The 17,260-nt window shown below is 72.2% G+C and carries 15 protein-coding genes and 1 tRNA gene; 12 read left to right on the top strand and 4 right to left on the bottom strand.

The window, feature by feature from the left end:
* Positions 1-49 precede the first annotated feature (49 nt).
* The 8 genes from ACH4N1_RS04845 (at position 50) to ACH4N1_RS04880 (ending at position 8,574) form a co-directional block, all read left to right on the top strand.
* Positions 50-2,167 carry an FtsK/SpoIIIE domain-containing protein gene (locus ACH4N1_RS04845; RefSeq protein ID WP_398094546.1) on the top strand — a complete coding sequence of 706 codons (2,118 nt, stop codon included), beginning with the start codon at positions 50-52 and terminating at the stop codon, positions 2,165-2,167.
* A gap of 202 nt (positions 2,168-2,369) precedes the next feature.
* Positions 2,370-2,834 (top strand): hypothetical protein, encoded by a 465-nt coding sequence (locus ACH4N1_RS04850; protein WP_398094547.1) that lies wholly within the window; start codon positions 2,370-2,372, stop codon positions 2,832-2,834.
* Between the two features lie 13 nt (positions 2,835-2,847).
* Positions 2,848-3,324, top strand: a complete 477-nt coding sequence (locus ACH4N1_RS04855; RefSeq protein WP_398094549.1) for a hypothetical protein — start codon at positions 2,848-2,850, stop codon at positions 3,322-3,324.
* Positions 3,325-3,413: 89 nt separating this feature from the next.
* Positions 3,414-4,148 carry a DNA methylase gene (locus ACH4N1_RS04860; RefSeq protein ID WP_398094550.1) on the top strand — a complete coding sequence of 245 codons (735 nt, stop codon included), beginning with the start codon at positions 3,414-3,416 and terminating at the stop codon, positions 4,146-4,148.
* Positions 4,145-4,993 carry a bifunctional DNA primase/polymerase gene (locus ACH4N1_RS04865; RefSeq protein ID WP_398094552.1) on the top strand — a complete coding sequence of 283 codons (849 nt, stop codon included), beginning with the start codon at positions 4,145-4,147 and terminating at the stop codon, positions 4,991-4,993. The genes ACH4N1_RS04860 and ACH4N1_RS04865 overlap by 4 nt, the downstream gene beginning before the upstream one ends.
* Before the next feature lie 2 nt (positions 4,994-4,995).
* Entirely contained in the window at positions 4,996-6,474 is a 1,479-nt protein-coding gene (locus ACH4N1_RS04870; RefSeq protein WP_398095232.1) for an ATP-binding protein, read from the top strand.
* A 476-nt stretch (positions 6,475-6,950) separates the two neighbouring features.
* Positions 6,951-7,136, top strand: coding sequence for a helix-turn-helix transcriptional regulator (locus ACH4N1_RS04875; RefSeq protein WP_398094553.1), 186 nt, complete (start codon positions 6,951-6,953; stop codon positions 7,134-7,136).
* 61 nt (positions 7,137-7,197) lie between these two features.
* Entirely contained in the window at positions 7,198-8,574 is a 1,377-nt protein-coding gene (locus ACH4N1_RS04880; protein WP_398094554.1) for a tyrosine-type recombinase/integrase, read from the top strand.
* Between the two features lie 135 nt (positions 8,575-8,709).
* On the opposite strand, the gene ACH4N1_RS04885 is transcribed toward ACH4N1_RS04880, so the two are convergent.
* Both ACH4N1_RS04885 and ACH4N1_RS04890 read right to left on the bottom strand, forming a co-directional pair.
* A tRNA-Ser gene (locus ACH4N1_RS04885) sits at positions 8,710-8,796 on the bottom strand.
* 84 nt (positions 8,797-8,880) lie between these two features.
* The gene (locus ACH4N1_RS04890) at positions 8,881-10,386 is read right to left on the bottom strand and encodes a S1C family serine protease (protein ID WP_398094555.1); all 1,506 of its coding nucleotides are present in this window, start codon (positions 10,384-10,386) and stop codon (positions 8,881-8,883) included.
* 313 nt (positions 10,387-10,699) lie between these two features.
* On the opposite strand from ACH4N1_RS04890, the gene ACH4N1_RS04895 reads away from it, so the two are divergent.
* From ACH4N1_RS04895 to ACH4N1_RS04905, 3 genes are all read left to right on the top strand, one after another.
* Positions 10,700-11,539, top strand: a complete 840-nt coding sequence (locus tag ACH4N1_RS04895; RefSeq protein ID WP_398094556.1) for a glycerophosphodiester phosphodiesterase — start codon at positions 10,700-10,702, stop codon at positions 11,537-11,539.
* 299 nt (positions 11,540-11,838) lie between these two features.
* Positions 11,839-12,390, top strand: coding sequence for an ATP-binding protein (locus ACH4N1_RS04900; protein ID WP_398094557.1), 552 nt, complete (start codon positions 11,839-11,841; stop codon positions 12,388-12,390).
* A 223-nt stretch (positions 12,391-12,613) separates the two neighbouring features.
* Positions 12,614-13,579 carry a DUF5926 family protein gene (locus tag ACH4N1_RS04905; RefSeq protein WP_398094559.1) on the top strand — a complete coding sequence of 322 codons (966 nt, stop codon included), beginning with the start codon at positions 12,614-12,616 and terminating at the stop codon, positions 13,577-13,579.
* A 312-nt stretch (positions 13,580-13,891) separates the two neighbouring features.
* On the opposite strand, the gene ACH4N1_RS04910 is transcribed toward ACH4N1_RS04905, so the two are convergent.
* Both ACH4N1_RS04910 and ACH4N1_RS04915 read right to left on the bottom strand, forming a co-directional pair.
* Positions 13,892-14,506, bottom strand: a complete 615-nt coding sequence (locus tag ACH4N1_RS04910) for a hypothetical protein (protein ID WP_398094560.1) — start codon at positions 14,504-14,506, stop codon at positions 13,892-13,894.
* Positions 14,507-14,562: 56 nt separating this feature from the next.
* On the bottom strand, positions 14,563-15,228 hold the full coding sequence (locus ACH4N1_RS04915; protein WP_398094561.1) for a bifunctional DNA primase/polymerase: 666 nt from the start codon (positions 15,226-15,228) through the stop codon (positions 14,563-14,565).
* A gap of 516 nt (positions 15,229-15,744) precedes the next feature.
* Between ACH4N1_RS04915 and ACH4N1_RS04920 the strand changes: the two genes are divergently transcribed.
* Positions 15,745-17,247, top strand: a complete 1,503-nt coding sequence (locus ACH4N1_RS04920; RefSeq protein WP_398095233.1) for a PP2C family protein-serine/threonine phosphatase — start codon at positions 15,745-15,747, stop codon at positions 17,245-17,247.
* Positions 17,248-17,260: the final 13 nt, after the last annotated feature.

Raw genomic sequence — 17,260 nt, forward strand, 5'->3', positions numbered from 1 at the left:
CTCCCACTTACTCCCGCCCCCAGTGGGGGCAGTCAGGAGCAGTTCCAGCATGTCCGAGAACGTCGTTCACCTCCACAAGCCCACCGCCCCCCCGACCGACGGCACCACGCCCACGGTGCTCACCGTGGTGCCCGACGCCCCGCCGGCCCGGCCCGTTCCCCTGTGGGTGCGGTCCGGCCGCGCGGTGAAGACGGCCGTCACCCACGAGACCACCCGCACGACCGTGCGGGCCGTCGCACGGCACGCGTCCTACACGTTTAACGGTGGGCGGATCGTGGCCCGCCGCACCTGGGACGGCCGCACCGGGTCCCGATACGAGCGGATGATCCGGGCGGCGGAGGCCGCGGGGAACCTGGAAGCGGCCGAGGAGTGGGAGGAGCGGTTGCAGCGCTTCCGCGCCGCCCGCCACCACCGCCGCATGGACCTGCTCCACTCGCCCGTGGAAGCCGCCAAGGGCGTGGTCGTCGGCGCCGGCATGAGCGTCGGTGTCCTGGTCGCCCTCGGCGTCGTCATGGCGATCAACACCGGCCACGTCGGGGACGTCATCACCCCGCTGTCGGCGACCATCGACTTCATCGCCCTGCTCATCCGCATCGTGCAGATCGTGTGGGGACCGGCCCTCACCATCGGCCCGTTCCTCGCCCTGCTCGCCCTGTGGTCGGTGGGACGCAAGCAGCACGCCGCCCCCGCCTGGGCCCTGCCCGCCAACATCCGGTCGGGCGAGGGGGAGCCGATCACGCCGTCCATCGTGGTCAAGGCCCTGCGCGACCTCGGCGTCCCCGCCCTGGCCCGCGCCATCAAGGAAATGGGTGACGCCGGCGCGTCCATGCTCGGGCCGATCACCATCGCCGGATGCGGCGTGGAGGTCGACGTGACCCTCCCGTCCGGGGTGTCGACCAACGAGGTGCAGAACAAGCGCAGGAAGCTCGCCGAGAACCTCACCCGGCACGAGCACGAAGTGTTCATCACGATCCCGCAGGCCGCGCGCACGGTGCGGCTGTGGGTCGCCGACTCCGGGGCGCTGGACGAGCCGATCGGCCCGTCCCCGCTGGTCACCGACGACACGATGACCGCCGACTACGCCAAGGGAAAGGCACCGTGGGGGCAGGACCTGCGTGGCGACGCCGCCGCCCTGTCCCTCTACCAGCGCCACCTCCTGATCACGGGCCTGTCGAACCAGGGCAAGACCGTGGCCCTGCGCTCCCTGGCCCTGTGGTTGTCGCTGGACCGGTCGGTGCAGTTCCTCATGGGCGACCTCAAGGGCGTGGGCGACTGGGCCATGTTCGACGGGCTCGCCACCACCCTCATCCAGGGGCCGACCGATGAGCACGTGATCCAGGTGACCGAGATGGTCGAAGGCGCCGTCGACGAGATGAACCGCCGTATCCAGGCCCCGCCCGGCACGACGTTCCCGCCGCTGATCGTGCTGGTCGACGAGGCGCAGGTGGCGTTCATGTGCCCGGCCAAGGACGCCGACAAGCGCCCCTACGGCGGGGCCAAGGCCAACTCCCGGTACTTCATGGCCGTCCGCAAGATCCACAACCAGGGGCGGGCCGTGAACGTGCTGATGTGGCAGGGCACCCAGGACCCCACCAACGAGAACCTGCCCAAGCTGGTCCGCGAGGGCGCCCACACCCGCGCATCCCTCGCCCTGGGCACCGAGTCGCAGGCCCGCATGGCCCTCGGCGACAAGGCCGTCGACGGCGGCGCCGCGCCGAACCTGCTGCGGCCCGGTCTGGACCGGGGAACCCTGGTCGTCGCCTCCGACGGCATCACCATCCCCGCAGGACAGTCGTCCATCACCGTGCGCACCCACTACATCGACGACGACGCCGCCACCGCGATCACCGACCGGGCCAAGGCCCTGCGCGACGGCGTCACCACCCTGCACGCCATCGACCGCGGCGCGGAACACGACCCGCTCGCCGACATCGCCGCCGTCGTCGGCGACGCACCCCGGGTACGGACCAAGGACGTTCTCGCCCGGCTCGCCACCCGCAACCCGGACGCCTACGGCGGCTGGTCGTTCATCGACCTCAAGCGCGTCCTCGACGACGCCGGCGCCGAGCCCTACAAGTCCGACGGCGTCATGGTCGTCGCCCGCGACCGCGTCGCCCGCGCCCTCGCCAACCGCGACATCGACGGTTCCGCTTCCACCGACGGATGACAGGGAGCCGACCCCGGCGGGTCAGGGAGACAGGGAGAACTCCCTGACACCCTCCCTCACCCGCCTCCCTGCACCTGACCTGCACTGATGATCCATCAGGGAGGCAGGGAGGGGCGCAGACCACACCCTCGAAACCCTCTCCACGCGGCACCCCGCAGGGGGTGCCGCCGCCTCCCTGACCAACGTTCGGAATGGATTCCGCATGTACCCCGACCACACCCACCAGCCGCCCGCCGTGCGGGCCGTGGAAGTCCACCAGCCCACCCCCCTCGCCCCGCCCGCGCCGTACGCGGCACCCCTCGTTCCGGTGCAGCCGCACGCCGTACCGACGGTGGCGAGCGTGATCCTCCCGGACGGTCGCGTCGTCACCGGCTACGCCGTCGACCACGGCCGCACGGAGCCGGTGGCCGCCAAGCCGGCCGTCTCCCGCGCGGCGGTGAACGTCGCCCTCGGCGGCGTCGGGTTCCTCGCCGTGTGCGGCGGACTGCTGATGCTCACCACGTTCATCACCGCGCTGGCCGCGCTGGTCACCCAGCTCATCACCCTCGCCGCCGTCGTCTTCGGCGGATGGATCGCCGTGCAGGTCCTCGGCGGCAACCGGCACGGCGGCGGGACCACGGTGAACATCCGCAAGGCCGTCATCAAGCGCAACCACTTCCACGGCTGACAGGAGCCCGCTCGTGTTCGAGATCCGCATCATCTGCGACCCCGCCGACACCGACCGCGTCACCACCGCGCTCACCGCCGCCTTCACCACCGGCAGCATCCGCCGGCACCCCACCCGCGACGGCGACCGCACCCGCCTCTACCTCACCGCCGACCACCGCCCCACCCCGGCCGACTGGCCGACTGCCGAGCAGGCCTACGCCGACGCCCCCACCATCACGCGCGAGATCGGATGGGTGGCCCGCACGGCCCGCACGGTCGTCGCCAACCCGGCCGACAGCGAACTGGCCCGCACCTACCTGCTGCGCAAAGCCGCGTTGCTGGACCGCATCGCCCTGCACGACGACCAGCACCACACGTCCACCGACACCACCGCGGTCGCCGAGGAAGCGGCCCTTCTCCTGCTCGACCTCGACCAGCCCGCCGTTATCTGCGACCCGCGCGCCTACGTCCGCCAGCAGTACGCCCACCGGACCGCCGACCACCACTAGCTACGCCAAGGGCGGCCCCCGTTCTCGCCAAAGTCCGGGGCCGCCCTTGCCCAACCAGCCCACTACAGACCTGTTGGAGGTCACCCAGCATGACGCAACCCACCACCTTCCGGCGAGAGCACGACCAGCCGCCCCGCTTACTGGACCTCTTCTGCTGCGCCGGCGGCGCCGCCGTGGGCTACGCCCGCGCCGGATTCGCGGTCGACGGCTGCGACATCGCCGACCGACCCAACTACCCCTTCCCCCGCCACCGGGGCGACGCCCTCGCCCACCTCGCCCACCTGATCGCCACCGGCGGCATTCGCCGGTACGCGTTCGTGCACGCCTCCCCGCCCTGCCAGCACGGCTGCGCCCTCACCGTCGGCACGAACGCCTCCCAGGGCTGGGGCCGCGCGCACGTCGACCTCGTAGCGCCGACCCGTGAGCTGCTGGACGCCACCGGCCTGCCCTACGTGATCGAGCAGCCCAACGGCCGCGCGAAGATCCGCAAAGACCTCACCCTGTGCGGCGAGATGTTCGGACTCGGCGTCATCCGGCACCGCAACTTCGAACTCGGCGGCTGGAGCATCGAGCAGCCCGCGCACGTCCCGCACCGCGGGCGCGTGCGCGGCTACCGCCACGGCCAGTACTTCGACGGCCCTTACGTCGCCGCCTACGGCAACGGCGGCGGCAAACCCACCGTCCCCGAGCTGCAGACCGCCATGGGCATCGACTGGACCGACGTGCGCGAGGAACTCACCGAAGCCATCCCGCCCGCCTACACCGAGCACATCGGACGTGCCGCCCTCGCTCACCTCGCCCCCACGCTGGAGGTGGCCGCATGAACGCCGTACCCCCGGCCCTGCGCACCGCGCTGGCACTCGCCGACGCGGGGGTGCCCGTGCTGCCGCTGCGCGCGGGGAAGGCGCCGTTCGGCAACTGCCCCGCCTGCGCGAACAACGCGTGCGGCGGCCGGCCGAACATGAAGAGTATGGGCCCGTGCCGGTGCCCCGGCGTCTGCCACGCGTGGGCCGCCGCCACCACCGACCCGGACGTTCTCACCTCCCCGGCATGGTCGGCCGCATGGCGCCGCGCCGTCACCGTGGCCTACCACCCCGGCGCCGCCGGGCTGACCGTGGTGGACCTGGACGACACGGCCGCCGTCGACTGGGCCCGCGCCACCCTGCCCGCCACCCGGACCGTGCCGACGACGCGCGGTGAGCACTGGATCTACCGGGGCGCCATGGCGTCACACAACGCGGTCCGCCCCGGCGTCGACCTCAAGTCGACCATGGCCTACGCCCGCTACCTCGGACCCGGCACCGGCCGCATGACCGCCCTACCGGACGCCGTGCGCGCGCTGGCCGTGAAGAAGCCGTCCCCGGCCCGGCCGGAGCCGCATACGGTCGCCGTGCCCACCCGGGTCGGGGGCAGGGAGTGCCAGCACCGCACGCCCGCCTACCTCGAACGGGGCATCGCCATGGCCGAGCAGCGCATCACCGCCGCCCGCAGCGCCGTTCACGCCACCGTGTACCGGACGTTCCTGGCCGTGCTGTCCACGCACGGCCGGTGCGGCTGCCTCACCGACACCCACATCACGCGACTGTTCACCGCCGCGCAGGCCAAGGGCGAAACGCTGCGGCACTGCGCGGACGCGTGGACCAACGCCCGCACCACGTTGGGACTGTGACCATGGCCGACGACGAGAAGACCCCCGCCCGCGAGATCATCACCGACTACGCGCAAGCGCACTTCCGCTACTTCCGCACCGCCGACGGCACCGTCTACGCGCAGCGCAACGGCCACCCCGTGGCCCGCCCGATCCGCTCCCAGGGCACCACGGGAAGCCACCGCCAGGAACTCATGGTCGGACTGTTCAGGGACGGCATCGGCGTGTTCAACGGCACCGCAATGAAGGAAGCGCTCGACCTGATCGAGGCACTCGCACTGACCGAGGACGTACAGCCCGTGCACATCCGCGTCGCCCCCGGATTCGACGGGGCCACGTGGCTCGACCTTGGGCGCAGCGACGGGCAGTCCGTGCGTATCCACCCCACCGGCTGGGACATCCGCACCCCGGACCCGCGGGAAGTTTGCTGGCGGCGCACCCAGCTCACCGGGGAACTGCCCCTGCCGGCCAAGGACACCAACGGCAAGGGCATCGACCTGCTGATGCGGCTGTGCAACTTCGCCAACGCGGAAACCGAATGCCTGGCCATCGCCTGGCTGATCGGCTGTCTCGGGCCGACCGTGCCGGTGCCCGCGCCGTTCCTCACCGGGCCGCAGGGCGCCGGCAAGTCCACCGGCGGCCGGATGCTCGTGCGGATCATCGAGGGCATGAGCGGCGACCTGCGCCGCGCGCCGAAGGACGAGGAGAACCTGATCGCGGCCGTGGCCGCGGGATGGGTCACCGCCCTGGACAACCTCTCCCACATGACCCCGGACCTGTCCGACGCGATGTGCTGCATCGTCACCGGGGCCGAGAACGTCAAGCGCGCGCTGTTCACCGACGGGGACGTCTTCCGCGTCGGCTACCGCCGGCCTCTGCTCCTGACCGGCATCGACGTCGGCGTGATCCGGCCCGACCTCGCCGAACGGCTCCTGCCGCTGCGGCTGGAGCGCCCCCGCGTCCGGCGCACCGAGGCGGAGCTGTGGTCCGACTTCGCCGAGGTGCTGCCCGTCATCCTCGGCTCGCTCCTGGACCTCACCGTGCAGGTGCGGGCGGCGGACGCGGACATCCCGACCGACCTGCGCATGGCCGACTTCGCGCACCTGTGCGCGCAGCTCGACGCCGCCACCGGTCTGGGAGCTCTCGCCGCCTACCGGGCCAGCCTGGACGACCTCAACGACGACGTCATCGAGGGCGACCTGTTGGCACAGACGGTGCTCAAGCACGCCGCCGGCATCGACCCGGGCACCGAGCAACGGATGACGTCCGCCGAATGGCTGCACTGCCTCACCGGCCTCTACACGGGCGAGGACTTCCGCCCCCTGCCCAAAGGATGGCCGACCACGGGCAAGGTGCTCTCAGACCGCCTCAAGCGCCTTCAGCCCACCCTCGCCGCCCGCGGCGTCCTCATCGACTGGGGCCGCACCAACACATCCCGCTACATCGAGATCGCGCGGCCGGCCGCCGCGCCATCCCCGTCCGAGCAGGAAGCGGCCTTCTGACCGCGCGGCACCACGACCGCCCCGCACAAGCAAGAGGAGCACCCGGCGCCGCGTGCTCCTCTTGCTGTTCGGCGGCGCCGCCGCCCTGCGAAGGTCGCGCCGCGAAGCGGCCCGTTCTTCACTCGCTGAGCCGCGCACCACAACAGACACCACCCCCTCTTTGTCCCAAGTAGGAAGACGCTGCGTCACCTGCGTCACCCACACCCCGAAAACGGCCGGTGACCTGCCGAAAGGCGGGTGACGCAGACGGCCGATTCCTGCGTCACCCCGCGTCACCTGCGTCACCCGATGACGCAGGCCCGTGTCACCGGTGACGCGTCCCCGCCGTGCTGCGTCACCGCGAAACCGCAGGTCAGATCGGCGAATGACGCAGATGACGCAGGTGACGCAGAAATCCGAACCTCGGACACACACGGACTCCGGGCACATCCGCTTACCTCACCTCCCCACCTGAAATCTGTGAAGGAGTCTCTGCCTTGGCTGGTCCCAAGATGCTCAAGCTCCCCGAAGTCCTCGAAGAGATCGAGATGAGCCGCGCCGCCTTCTACCGGATGCGCGCCCGCGGCAAGGCGCCGAAGCTCATCAAGCTGCCCAACGGGCAGATCCGTTGCCGCCGCAGCGACCTGGACGCGTGGTGGTCCAAGCACGAAATCGCAGCCTGACCGTTGACCGACCGAAGGGACCCAGCCGCGCGGCTGGGTCCCTTCACCATGAGGGAGCACAATGCACAGCTACGACGTGCGCATTTGGAGCGTCCGGAAGCGACCGAGCAAGGCCGCTCCGTTCCAACTCCGTTGGCAGGTTGACGGGACGGAATACCAGGAAAAGTTCGCCACCAAGACGCTCGCGGACGCCCGCCGCGCGGAGCTGCTGACCGCGACCCGCAAGGGCGAGCCGTTCGACACGGAGACCGGGCTCCCCGTCTCGGAAGTGCGGGAACGCAACCGCACGAGCTGGTACGCCCACGCTCGCGCGCACGCCGCGCGGAAGTGGCCGACTGCGGCAGCGAAGCACCGGGCGAGCATCGCGGAGAGCCTCGCCATCGCCACGATGGCCGTGTGCCCGACCGGCAAGGGGCGGCCGGCGGACGACACCTTGCGCCGCGCCCTCTACCAGTGGGCGTTCAACGCTGGCCGCCACGGCCAGGACCCTCCGGAGGCGGAGGCCAAGGCGCTCGCTTGGGTGGAGCGGAACGCGCCGGCCGTGGTCGACCTGGACAGCGCCAAGCGCATGCGCACGGTCCTGGAGCACCTGGCCCGTCGCCAGGACGGCAAGCCGGCCGCCGCGAACACGTTCCGGCGCCGTCGCGCCGTGCTGAGCAACTGCCTGCGCCTGGCGGTGGAACAGGAGCTGCTCCCCGGCAACCCCCTGCACCGGGTGCACTGGGAGACGCCCAAGGCGGTGGAGGAACTGGACGTGCGCAGCGTCGCCACGCCCGCACAAGCGCGGGCGCTGCTGGACGCGGTTCGTGCGCAGGGCCCGCGCGGCGCTCACCTGGTCGCCTTCTTCGCATGCATCTACTACGCCGCCATGCGGCCGGAAGAGGTGTCCATGCTGAGCGCTGACCAGTGCGACCTCCCCGAGGAGGGATGGGGGCGGCTCCTGCTCGCCGGCGCCCGGCCTCAGGTGGGTTCCGCCTGGACGGATGACGGAAAGCCCTACGAGGAGAGGCAGCTGAAGCACCGCGCCCGCCGGGCGGTGCGGCCCGTGCCCATTCCCCCTGTCCTGGTCGCCATCCTGCGCACCCATCTCGACACGTTCGGCACGACGGCCGAAGGGCGCCTGTTCAGCGCCGTACGGGGCGGCCCCATCCGGTCGCAGGAGTACGGCGCGGCGTGGAAAGAAGCTCGCAGGAAGGCGCTCACCGCCGCGCAGGTGGCTTCACCTCTGGCTGCCATCCCGTACGACCTGCGGCATGCGTGCGTGTCCTTCTGGCTCCGTTCCGGGGTGAGCCTTGCCGAGACAGCCCGCCGCGCAGGACAGAGCGTCGCCGTTCTCCAGCGCTACTACGCCAAGGTGCTGGACGGTGAGGAAGCGAAGATGAACGCGCTGATCGAGCAGGGGTTGGCGGAGCACGACGGCGAGGCAGAGGGGCCGTGATTCCTGGCCGCAGGTTGGCCGCACGCGCTGGTCAGAGGTGGGATATCGGCGAGCCGGGGTGAGACAGGGTCATGCAGAAGGGGTGCCGCTCCGGAGAGTGGCACCCCTTCTGACCTGCAACGTCTATGACCTGTGCGGAGGCGGTGAGATTCGAACTCACGGTGACATCGCTGCCACGACGGTTTTCAAGACCGTTCCCTTAGGCCGCTCGGGCACGCCTCCCCGCGTCGGCCTCGAGCGGACGACGCGGGGACAAGAGTAACGGGTGGCCGTGAGCGTGTGGCGCCCTGCGGGGGCGCCGGGGCGTCAGCTGTCGCCCTTGCGGGAGCCGAGGGTGAGGTCGACGGTGCGGGTCTTGCCGTCGCGCTCATAGGTGATCGTGACCTTGTCGCCCGGCTTGTGGGTCCAGATCTCGCCGATGAGGGTCGGGCCGCTGTCGATCACCGTGTCGTCGAGCTTGGTGATCACGTCGCCGGGCTTGAGGCCGGCCTTGGCCGCGGGGCCGCCCGCCTCGACGGCGGCGGCGCCGCCCGCGCCCTGGTCGGTGATCTTCGCGCCGCCCGTGGACTCCTCCAGGGAGACGGAGGCGCCGATCTTGGCGTACACCGGCTGCCCGTCCTTGATCAGTTCCTGGGCGACGTACTTGGCCTGGTTGATCGGGATGGCGAAGCCGAGGCCGATCGAGCCGGACTGGGTGGTGCCGCCCAGGCCGCCGCTGCCGGTGGACTGGATCGCGGAGTTGATGCCGATCACGTTGCCCTGGGCGTCGAGCAGCGGGCCGCCGGAGTTGCCCGGGTTGATGGAGGCGTCCGTCTGGAGGGCGCTCATGTAGGAGGAGCTGCTGCCGGTGCCGTCGGAGGAGGCCACGGGGCGGTTCTTCGCGCTGATGATGCCGGTGGTGACCGTGTTGGACAGGCCGAAGGGCGCGCCGATGGCGATCGTCGAGTCGCCGACGGCGACCTTGTCGGAGTCGCCGAGGGTGAGCGGCTTGAGGTCGGAGGGGGCGTTCTTCAGCTTGATGACCGCGACGTCGTAGCCCTGGGCGTGGCCGACGACCTCGGCGTCGTACTTCTTGCCGCTCGGGAAGGTGGCGGTCACCTTGCCGCCGTCGACCGCGTCGGCGACGACGTGGTTGTTGGTGACGATGTGACCCTGGGTGTCGAAGACGAAGCCGGTGCCGGTGCCGCCCTCGCCGTCACTGGACTCCGCCTGGATGGTGACCGTGGAGGGCAGCGCCTTCGCGGCGACGCCGGCGACGGTGCCCGGGTCGCGCTTGACGGAACCGCCGCTGTCGGAGGCGGAGACGGTGGTCGAGCCGGTGTCGTCGTTCTTGGCGAGGGTGTAGCCGAGGCCGCCGCCGAGGCCGCCCGCGACGAGGGCTGCGACCAGGACGGCGGCGGCGAGGCCGCCGCGGCCGCGGCGGGCCTTGTGCGGGACGGGCTCCTGGTGGGCGGCGCCCCAGACTGCGGTGCCGGTTCCGGGGCCACCGGGGCTCCCGGGGTACGCCGAGTGCGCGCCGAAGCCGTCGTCGGCGTAGGCCGGGGCGGGCGGCTGCGGGGGCGGCCAGGCGGCGTCCGCCGGGGCGGCCGCGCTGGGGGCGGTGGGCGGCGGCCAGGCGACCTCGGGGGCGCCACCCCGCGAGGCGTGGGGCGCGGCCGGCGGGGGCGCCGTCGGCAGTGGGGTGGTGGGCGCGCCGGTGTCGGGGGCGGCCTGCTGGGGGGAGGCCGTGGGAGATTCCACCGGCACGGGGGGTGCGGACGGGGCCGGGGGAACCGGGGTGCCCTCGTTGGTGCCCTCGTTCTCGGTGCTCACAGCTCTTCTCCTCGGTCCACGGCTGTTTTTCTCGGTCGCACTCGGTCACGCTCGTTCACGCTCGTCGTCGACCCTGCGCGATGCAGCTGTGCATGTGCTTTTGTACGTGTCAGCTTTTCCCACGGGCCGTCAGAGCACCATAAGCGGTGCCTGTGGGTCTTTGACCATTCTTTATATGGTGCATTTTGCTGCATAAACGACACATCACCGAAACATCTCATCGGGTTCTCACAGGGTTCTCAGACGACCGCCCGTCGACGCCCGCGATCCGGCCCGCCGGACGCGTACCCCGCACCGGTGGCACCATGACGCGGTGACCCACGCACGGCAGCAGCAACGCATCCAGGTAGTCGCCCACCGCGGGGCCTCCGAGGATGCCCCCGAACACACCCTGGCCGCGTACCGCAAGGCGATCGAGGACGGCGCGGACGCCCTCGAGTGCGACGTGCGGCTGACCGCGGACGGCCACCTCGTCTGCGTCCACGACCGCCGCGTCAACCGTACGTCCAACGGCCGCGGCGCGGTCTCCCAGCTGGAGCTCGCGGACCTGGCGGCCCTGGACTTCGGCTCCTGGAAGACGCGGGCGGGACGGGAGGCCTGGAACGCGCGCGACGAGGAGCCCGACTGGGAGGTGCGGCCGGAGGACCGGGACGCCACCTCCGTCCTCACCCTGGAGCGACTGCTGGAACTGGTCGCCGACGCGGGGCGCCGGGTGGAGCTGGCCGTCGAGACCAAGCATCCGACGCGCTGGGCGGGGCAGGTGGAGGAGCGGCTGCTGGTCCTCCTGAAGCGGTTCGGCCTGGACGCACCCGCCACGGCCGACGCCTCCCCGGTGCGGGTGATGAGCTTCTCGGCGCGCTCGCTGCATCGCGTGCGCGCCGCTTCACCGGCGCTGCCCACGGTCTATCTGATGCAGTTCGTCTCACCCCGGCTGCGTGACGGCCGGCTGCCGGCGGGCGTGCGGATCGCGGGGCCCTCGATGCGGATCGTGCGCAGTCACCCCGCCTACGTGGAGCGGCTGAAACGGGCCGGCCACCAGGTGCACGTATGGACGGTGAACGAACCGGAGGACGTGGACCTCTGCGTCCGGCTGGGCGTCGACGCCATCATCACGAACCGCCCGCGCGGGGTGCTGGACCAGCTGGGCCGCTGAGCGTCTCGGCCCCCTGGCCGGCACCCGCGCCGCTTCCGTAGGAAGAAACAGAAAGTCCCGGGAGCCCCGCCGGTCCCCGCCGCACCCCTTGACCACGAGCACCGCCTGAACCATCCTCGCTTCTCAGCCATACTGAAGAAATCCAGCCACACGACGACCTTCCGCTCACCAGGAGTGCTCCGGCGCATTCGCTCCGTGTCCGACCGTTGCGAGTGCGTCGTGGGACGGGGATTGGCCGGTTTCCGGTACAGGCCAATGGGGCATCCACACCGTGGCGTGGGGCGAAGGAGGTCTCGGGGGTGGCGTTGGTGGTGGCACAAGAGGTGCCCACGTCGTCGAGCATGGCCGTACCCCATGGCCCTGCGGGCGTGGGTGAGGCGAGACACCGTATGCGCGATCAACTGCGTACGGGCGGGGTCTCGGAGGCGGTCATCGACGATGCCGTACTGATCCTTTCCGAACTTCTGAGCAACGCGTGCAAACACGGCCGTCCGCTGGGTGACGCCCTGGCCGGGGACGGCGACGTGCGGGCCGCGTGGCGGGTGGACCCCGCCGGCCGGCTGGTCGTCGAGGTGACCGACGGCGGCGGGCCGACCCGGCCGGCCCCGGCGACCCCCTCCGTCACGGCGCACGGCGGACGCGGACTCAACATCATCACGGCGCTGGCCGACGACTGGGGCGTCCGGGACGACGCCCGCGGCGAGGTCACGGTGTGGGTCGTGGTCCACGCGGACGTGTACGACCCCGACGCGGGCTGCCGACGGGACGACTTCGCCTCCCGGGTCGGGGCACCACCGGTGGCGTCGATGCCGGGCCTGGACTTCGCGGACGCGTTCGACGACCTCGACTAGGGCTGTCCGGCGGGCCGTGCCGTGCGGCCGACCCGGGCGACCGGTCCGGGCGAGCGGCCCCGGTGCGGCCGCCCGCGGGCCGACGCGACCGCTCAGCGGCCCGCGCGACGGCCCGCCGCGACCGTCCACAGGCCCGGTCGTCGTCCACAGGGTCCCGTGACTCCCGGTGCGAACGGCTAGGCTCCCGCCAGTACCAGACGAGCCGTACCCGGGAGACGCCCAGATGGCCAAGAAGCGACCTCAGACGAAGGCCACGCGGCCGCAGCTCACCGAGGGGGAGATCCCGGTCGTCGGCGCGCGGGAGCCCTGCCCCTGCGGCAGCGGCCGCCGCTACAAGGCCTGCCACGGCCGTGCCGCCGCCCACGCCGTGACCGAGCTGGTCCAGCGCCCCTTCGAGGGCCTGCCGGGCGAGGGCGACTGGGTGGCGCTGCGCGAGCTGGTCCCCGCCGCCACGGTCGAACTGCCCCTGAAGGACGGCCTGCCCGAGGGCGTCCCCTCCGTCACGCTCGCCACGGTGCTGCCGATGGCCTGGCCGGCCCTGCGCCGCGACGACGGCTCGGTCCTCCTGGGGCTGCAGAACGACACCCCCTCCGGCGACATCAGCCGCGACCTCGCCGACACCCTCCTGCGGGCGCTGGAGGCGGAACCGGGCACGCCCGTGCAGGCCCGGCGCGCGCCGGCCGACGGCCCGCGGATGCAGGATCTGCTCGACCCGGAAGGCGCCTTCGAGCCAGTTGTGCACAGCGGGTTCGAGTTCTGGGTCCCGGACCCGGAGAACGCCACGCCGGAGGTGGCCGCCTCCCTGGAGCGGGCCAACGCGGCGGCGATCCCGACCGTGAAGCTGACCGGCGTCGACGCCGCGTACTGGTGCGAGACCCCGGAGAAGAACCACCTGCGCTGGGTCATGCCGCATCCGGAGGAGCGGCTTCTGGACGCGCTCGCGCGACTGCACGCGGCGGGTCGGTCGAGCCTGGGCGAGGGCACCCGGCTGGTGGGTTCCTTCCGGGCGCACGGCCTGACCGTGCCCGTCTGGGACCTGCCGAGCGGGGTCTCGGCCGCGGACGTGGAGAAGCCGGCCGCCGAGTTCGCCGAGCGGCTCGCCACCGCGCTGGCCTCGGACACCCCCCTCACGACCGACGAGCGTCGTGCGCGCGGAGGCCTGACCAACCGGCAGGTGACGCTCAGCTGACGCCCGGACGCGGCCCGGGCGCGCGCTGACCGACCGGTCAGCGTGCCGCATCGGGCCGGGCCGCGTGACTCCGCTCACAACTCCCGTTCACACAAGGCGAGTCGGCGCCATAAGCGCCGATCTGCCGGTGTCCGGAAAACCGATGAAAACATGAGATCGAATTTGCTTGGAGCCGATCTCTTGTTACCGTTCCAACAGCCCGGTTGCTGGTGCATCCCCCGTCGCCAGCAACCGGGTCTTTCCATGCCCGGCCCCGTTCCGGCACCGCCACCTGGCCCGGCGCCCCGTCCCGAGCCCGTCCGGCGCAGTTGCTCAACTGCTTTTCTCCGCACCGGAGTTGCTGCCGGAACGCAACAGCAGCGGTCCGGCACCGGCCGCCCGCGCGAACTCCGCCACCGCGGTGCAGTCCGCGGGCCCGCCCCGGCTTCGTCCACGGGGTGTCTCACAGGTGCCCGGCTCGTCGTCGGCGCCCACCGCGCACCGCATCCGCACCGTGCGCCCGTCGGGTCCCAGGAAGCTCAGGGCGGCCTCCAGGGCGCTGCCGGTGGCGTTGCGGTAGTAGGTGCGCGCCCAGGTGTCCTCGCCCTGGGCGAGGACGCAGGTCTGCGCCTCGACGCCCTCGGGGGAGGTGACCTCGGGACCGCAGCGGGCCGCGGTGGCCGTCCCGAGGCCGAGCAGCAGGGGCGTGCGGGAGGGTCCGGCGGGGGGTGCCTTGGCGTCCGTACCGTGACCGGTCGACGGCCGGCCGGCGTGGTCGTCGGTGCCGGGGGCCACGTCCCGCCGCTCGGCCGGGCGGGGGCCGCCGCCCGCCGGCCCCGCGGACGCCATCGCCAGGGGCAGGGCGATCACGCACACCACGGTGCCCCCGAGGCCGAGGAGACGGAGCCATCGGGGCCCCGGGGGCCGTCCCCCAGAATGTCGCTGCATGGTGCGGAAGATAACGAGCGGAGGCGGGCATCCCGTCCGGTGGACGCCCGACACCCTTACAACTCGGGCGCGCTCACACCCGTACGGGTGAGGGCGTCGACGACCGCGTCCACCACGGCCTCCACGTCGGGCACCCAGGGCGAGGCCGAACCGGGCAGCGGCGCGCGCTCCCAGCGGATGTCCCCCTGGCCGGTCTGCGAGGGGGGCAGGGCGAGGTAGCCGCCCTCACCGTGGAAGCGCAGTGAACCGGGGACGAAGTCCTTGGCGTACAGCAGCTCGCCCAACTGCTCCATGGAGTAAGGCCGGACGAGGAACGACCAGCGGGTGGCCGAGGCGACCACCGGACCGAGGCGCATGCCCTGCCGGTCGAGCGCGACGAGCGCGCGGGAGGCCGCGAGGGCGGGCAGGCTGACCGCGCAGGGCGCCTTCACGCCGGTGGCCAGGACGATCGGCGCCGTCGGGCGGTTCGTCCACCACCAGCGGATCATGCGCGCGTCGGTGGTGGCCGTCAGGAGGCCGGGGTCGAAGGGATGAGCGCCGGGCACCGAGCATTCCGGGTCGGGGCAGCCGCACCGGGAGGTCCCCCGCGGGTTCGCCGTCACGCCCGGGAGTACGGGCCACTGCCACTCCGTCGCGAAGGTGAGGGCCGCGTCGATCAGTTCAGGCCCCCCGTCGCTGCGCCGGGACAGGAGCCTGCGTCGCCTTCCGAGGATCTCGCGCATGAGCGCTCGTTCCTTTCCGTTGCACCGCTGGCAACACCGTGGGTCACATCACACCATGTGTCGATCACTTCACTGTGCGTACCTGTTGGCGCATCACACCCCTGTCCGAGACAAGGGAAACCCCTGAGGGTCGAGCACTGGCTGCGCTTGCGCGGCCACTCCGTCCCATACTGCGCCCACCTCGAGCATGGGCCTGGCGCGGGGTGGCGAAGTCTGGCGTTTTGCCGTGCGCGTATTTCTCTCCGCCTCCACCACGGGAGGATGGGGCACGGTCGTCGGTGGCTAGGACGCCGGAGCGGGTCACCAGGTTCCGGGTGGCTCCCAACGACCCCTGGTCCTCACCGAGTACGTACCCATCACGACCGCTGTGACGCTCCGTGGAGCAAACCCAGTCGACCGCAAACACCCGTTGCCCGATGCAGTTTTCAGCCAACTTCGCTATTGCGCAAGGGAGCCGGACAAAGCGTGACCGACAAACCCTCCGACCCCACGGACACCAGCAATCCCCGCAGGACAATGCTGGACATCCCCTCACGAGTGCGTGTACATGTGGAGACACCGCTGGCGGCGCAGGACGACATGGGGGTTTGCGATGCTTCTGAGCAATACGCACCGGTCCGAGAGCCGGACACCATGAACGCCCCCCACCCCTCGAAAGTGGCCGGAATCGATTCAACGGTTCCCTCACCCGCACACACTGTCGCCCCCGCACCCGCCGTCCCGGCCGCCCCACCGGTCCCACCCGGCGCGGGAGCGCTCCTCCAGGACCGGCTGGCCGGCTGGGTCTCCGATCTCACGACCCTCCACGAACTCACCGAACGCCTGGCCCGTACGGCCACGCTGCCCGACGCCCTCCAGGAAGTGCTGCGGGCCGGATCCGCCCTGGTGGGCGCCCGGCGCGGGCTCGTCGTCCTGGAACCCGCCGACGGCCTCGGCCCCGACACCACCATCGGCCTCGGCCTCGGCCGCGCCGACCTCGGCCACATCGAGACCGTGCCGCGCAGCTCCATGTCGTACGGCCGCATCCTCGACGGTCTGCCCGGCGGCGAGGGCGAGATCGCCCAGCCCGACCTGCTCTCCGAGGACGGCCTCGACCCCCGGCACCGCGAGGTGGCCGCCCGCCTCGGCTACGCCGCCAGCTACGCCCTGCCGCTGACCGCCGGCGAGGGCGCCGACCGCCTGGGCGCGGCCGTCTGGCTCTACGACGAGCCCGCCGAGCCGGCCGAGCGCCGGCGCCACCTGGTCGGGCTGTACGTGCGCCACGCGGCCGAGCACCTCGCGCGCCTCCTCGAACTCGAGCGCACCCGCGCGTGCATGACGACGATGACGGAGGAGCTGCTGCCCTCCCGGCTGCCGCGGGTGGCCGGCGTCCAGCTCGCCGCCCGGCACCGCACCGGTCCGCACGGCGGCGGCGACTGGTACGACGCACTGCCGCTGCCCGACGCGGCGCTGGGCCTGGCCGTCGGCTCCGTCACCGGCTCCGGGCCGAGCGCGGTGGCCGCGATGGGACGGCTGCGCGCCTCCCTGCGGGCGTACGCCGTGATGGAGGGCGAGGACCCCGTCGCCGTCCTGTCCGACCTGGAGCTGCTGCTGCGGCTGACCGAGCCCGCGCGGTCGGCCACCGCGCTGTTCGCCTACTGCGAGCCCGCGCTGCGCAAGATCACCCTGGCCGGTGCCGGGCACTGCCCGCCGCTGCTGGTGGGCGCGCGGCGCACCGAGTTCGTCGAGACGTCCGTGTCCGCGCCGCTGGGCATGCTGGCCTGCTGGGAGGCGCCGAGCGTGGAGCTGGAGGCCGAGGCCGGGGAGACGGTGCTGCTCTACACGGACGGCCTGCTGCACCGTACCGGCGACCCCGTCGACCGCGCCTTCGCCCGGCTGCACGCGGCTGCGGCCGGGGTCCCCCGGTCGATCCGCCACGACCCGGGCGCGGTCGCCGACCACGTGCTGCGGACGGTGCTGCCGCAAGGGCTGGCCGGCGGCGCGGACGACGTCGTCCTGCTCGCGGCGCGCTTCGAGTGAGGACCGGAGCAGG

The organism is Streptomyces sp. NPDC017202, assembly GCF_044331705.1.
GTDB lineage: Bacteria > Actinomycetota > Actinomycetes > Streptomycetales > Streptomycetaceae > Streptomyces.

Coding starts and splice junctions, on each gene's coding strand:
- ACH4N1_RS04845 (WP_398094546.1), top strand. CDS start 50: ATGTCCGAGAACGTCGTTCACCTCCACAAGCCCACCGCCCCCCCGACC.
- ACH4N1_RS04850 (WP_398094547.1), top strand. CDS start 2,370: ATGTACCCCGACCACACCCACCAGCCGCCCGCCGTGCGGGCCGTGGAA.
- ACH4N1_RS04860 (WP_398094550.1), top strand. CDS start 3,414: ATGACGCAACCCACCACCTTCCGGCGAGAGCACGACCAGCCGCCCCGC.
- ACH4N1_RS04865 (WP_398094552.1), top strand. CDS start 4,145: ATGAACGCCGTACCCCCGGCCCTGCGCACCGCGCTGGCACTCGCCGAC.
- ACH4N1_RS04870 (WP_398095232.1), top strand. CDS start 4,996: ATGGCCGACGACGAGAAGACCCCCGCCCGCGAGATCATCACCGACTAC.
- ACH4N1_RS04880 (WP_398094554.1), top strand. CDS start 7,198: ATGCACAGCTACGACGTGCGCATTTGGAGCGTCCGGAAGCGACCGAGC.
- ACH4N1_RS04905 (WP_398094559.1), top strand. CDS start 12,614: ATGGCCAAGAAGCGACCTCAGACGAAGGCCACGCGGCCGCAGCTCACC.
- ACH4N1_RS04910 (WP_398094560.1), bottom strand. CDS start 14,506: ATGCAGCGACATTCTGGGGGACGGCCCCCGGGGCCCCGATGGCTCCGT.
- ACH4N1_RS04915 (WP_398094561.1), bottom strand. CDS start 15,228: ATGCGCGAGATCCTCGGAAGGCGACGCAGGCTCCTGTCCCGGCGCAGC.
- ACH4N1_RS04920 (WP_398095233.1), top strand. CDS start 15,745: ATGCTGGACATCCCCTCACGAGTGCGTGTACATGTGGAGACACCGCTG.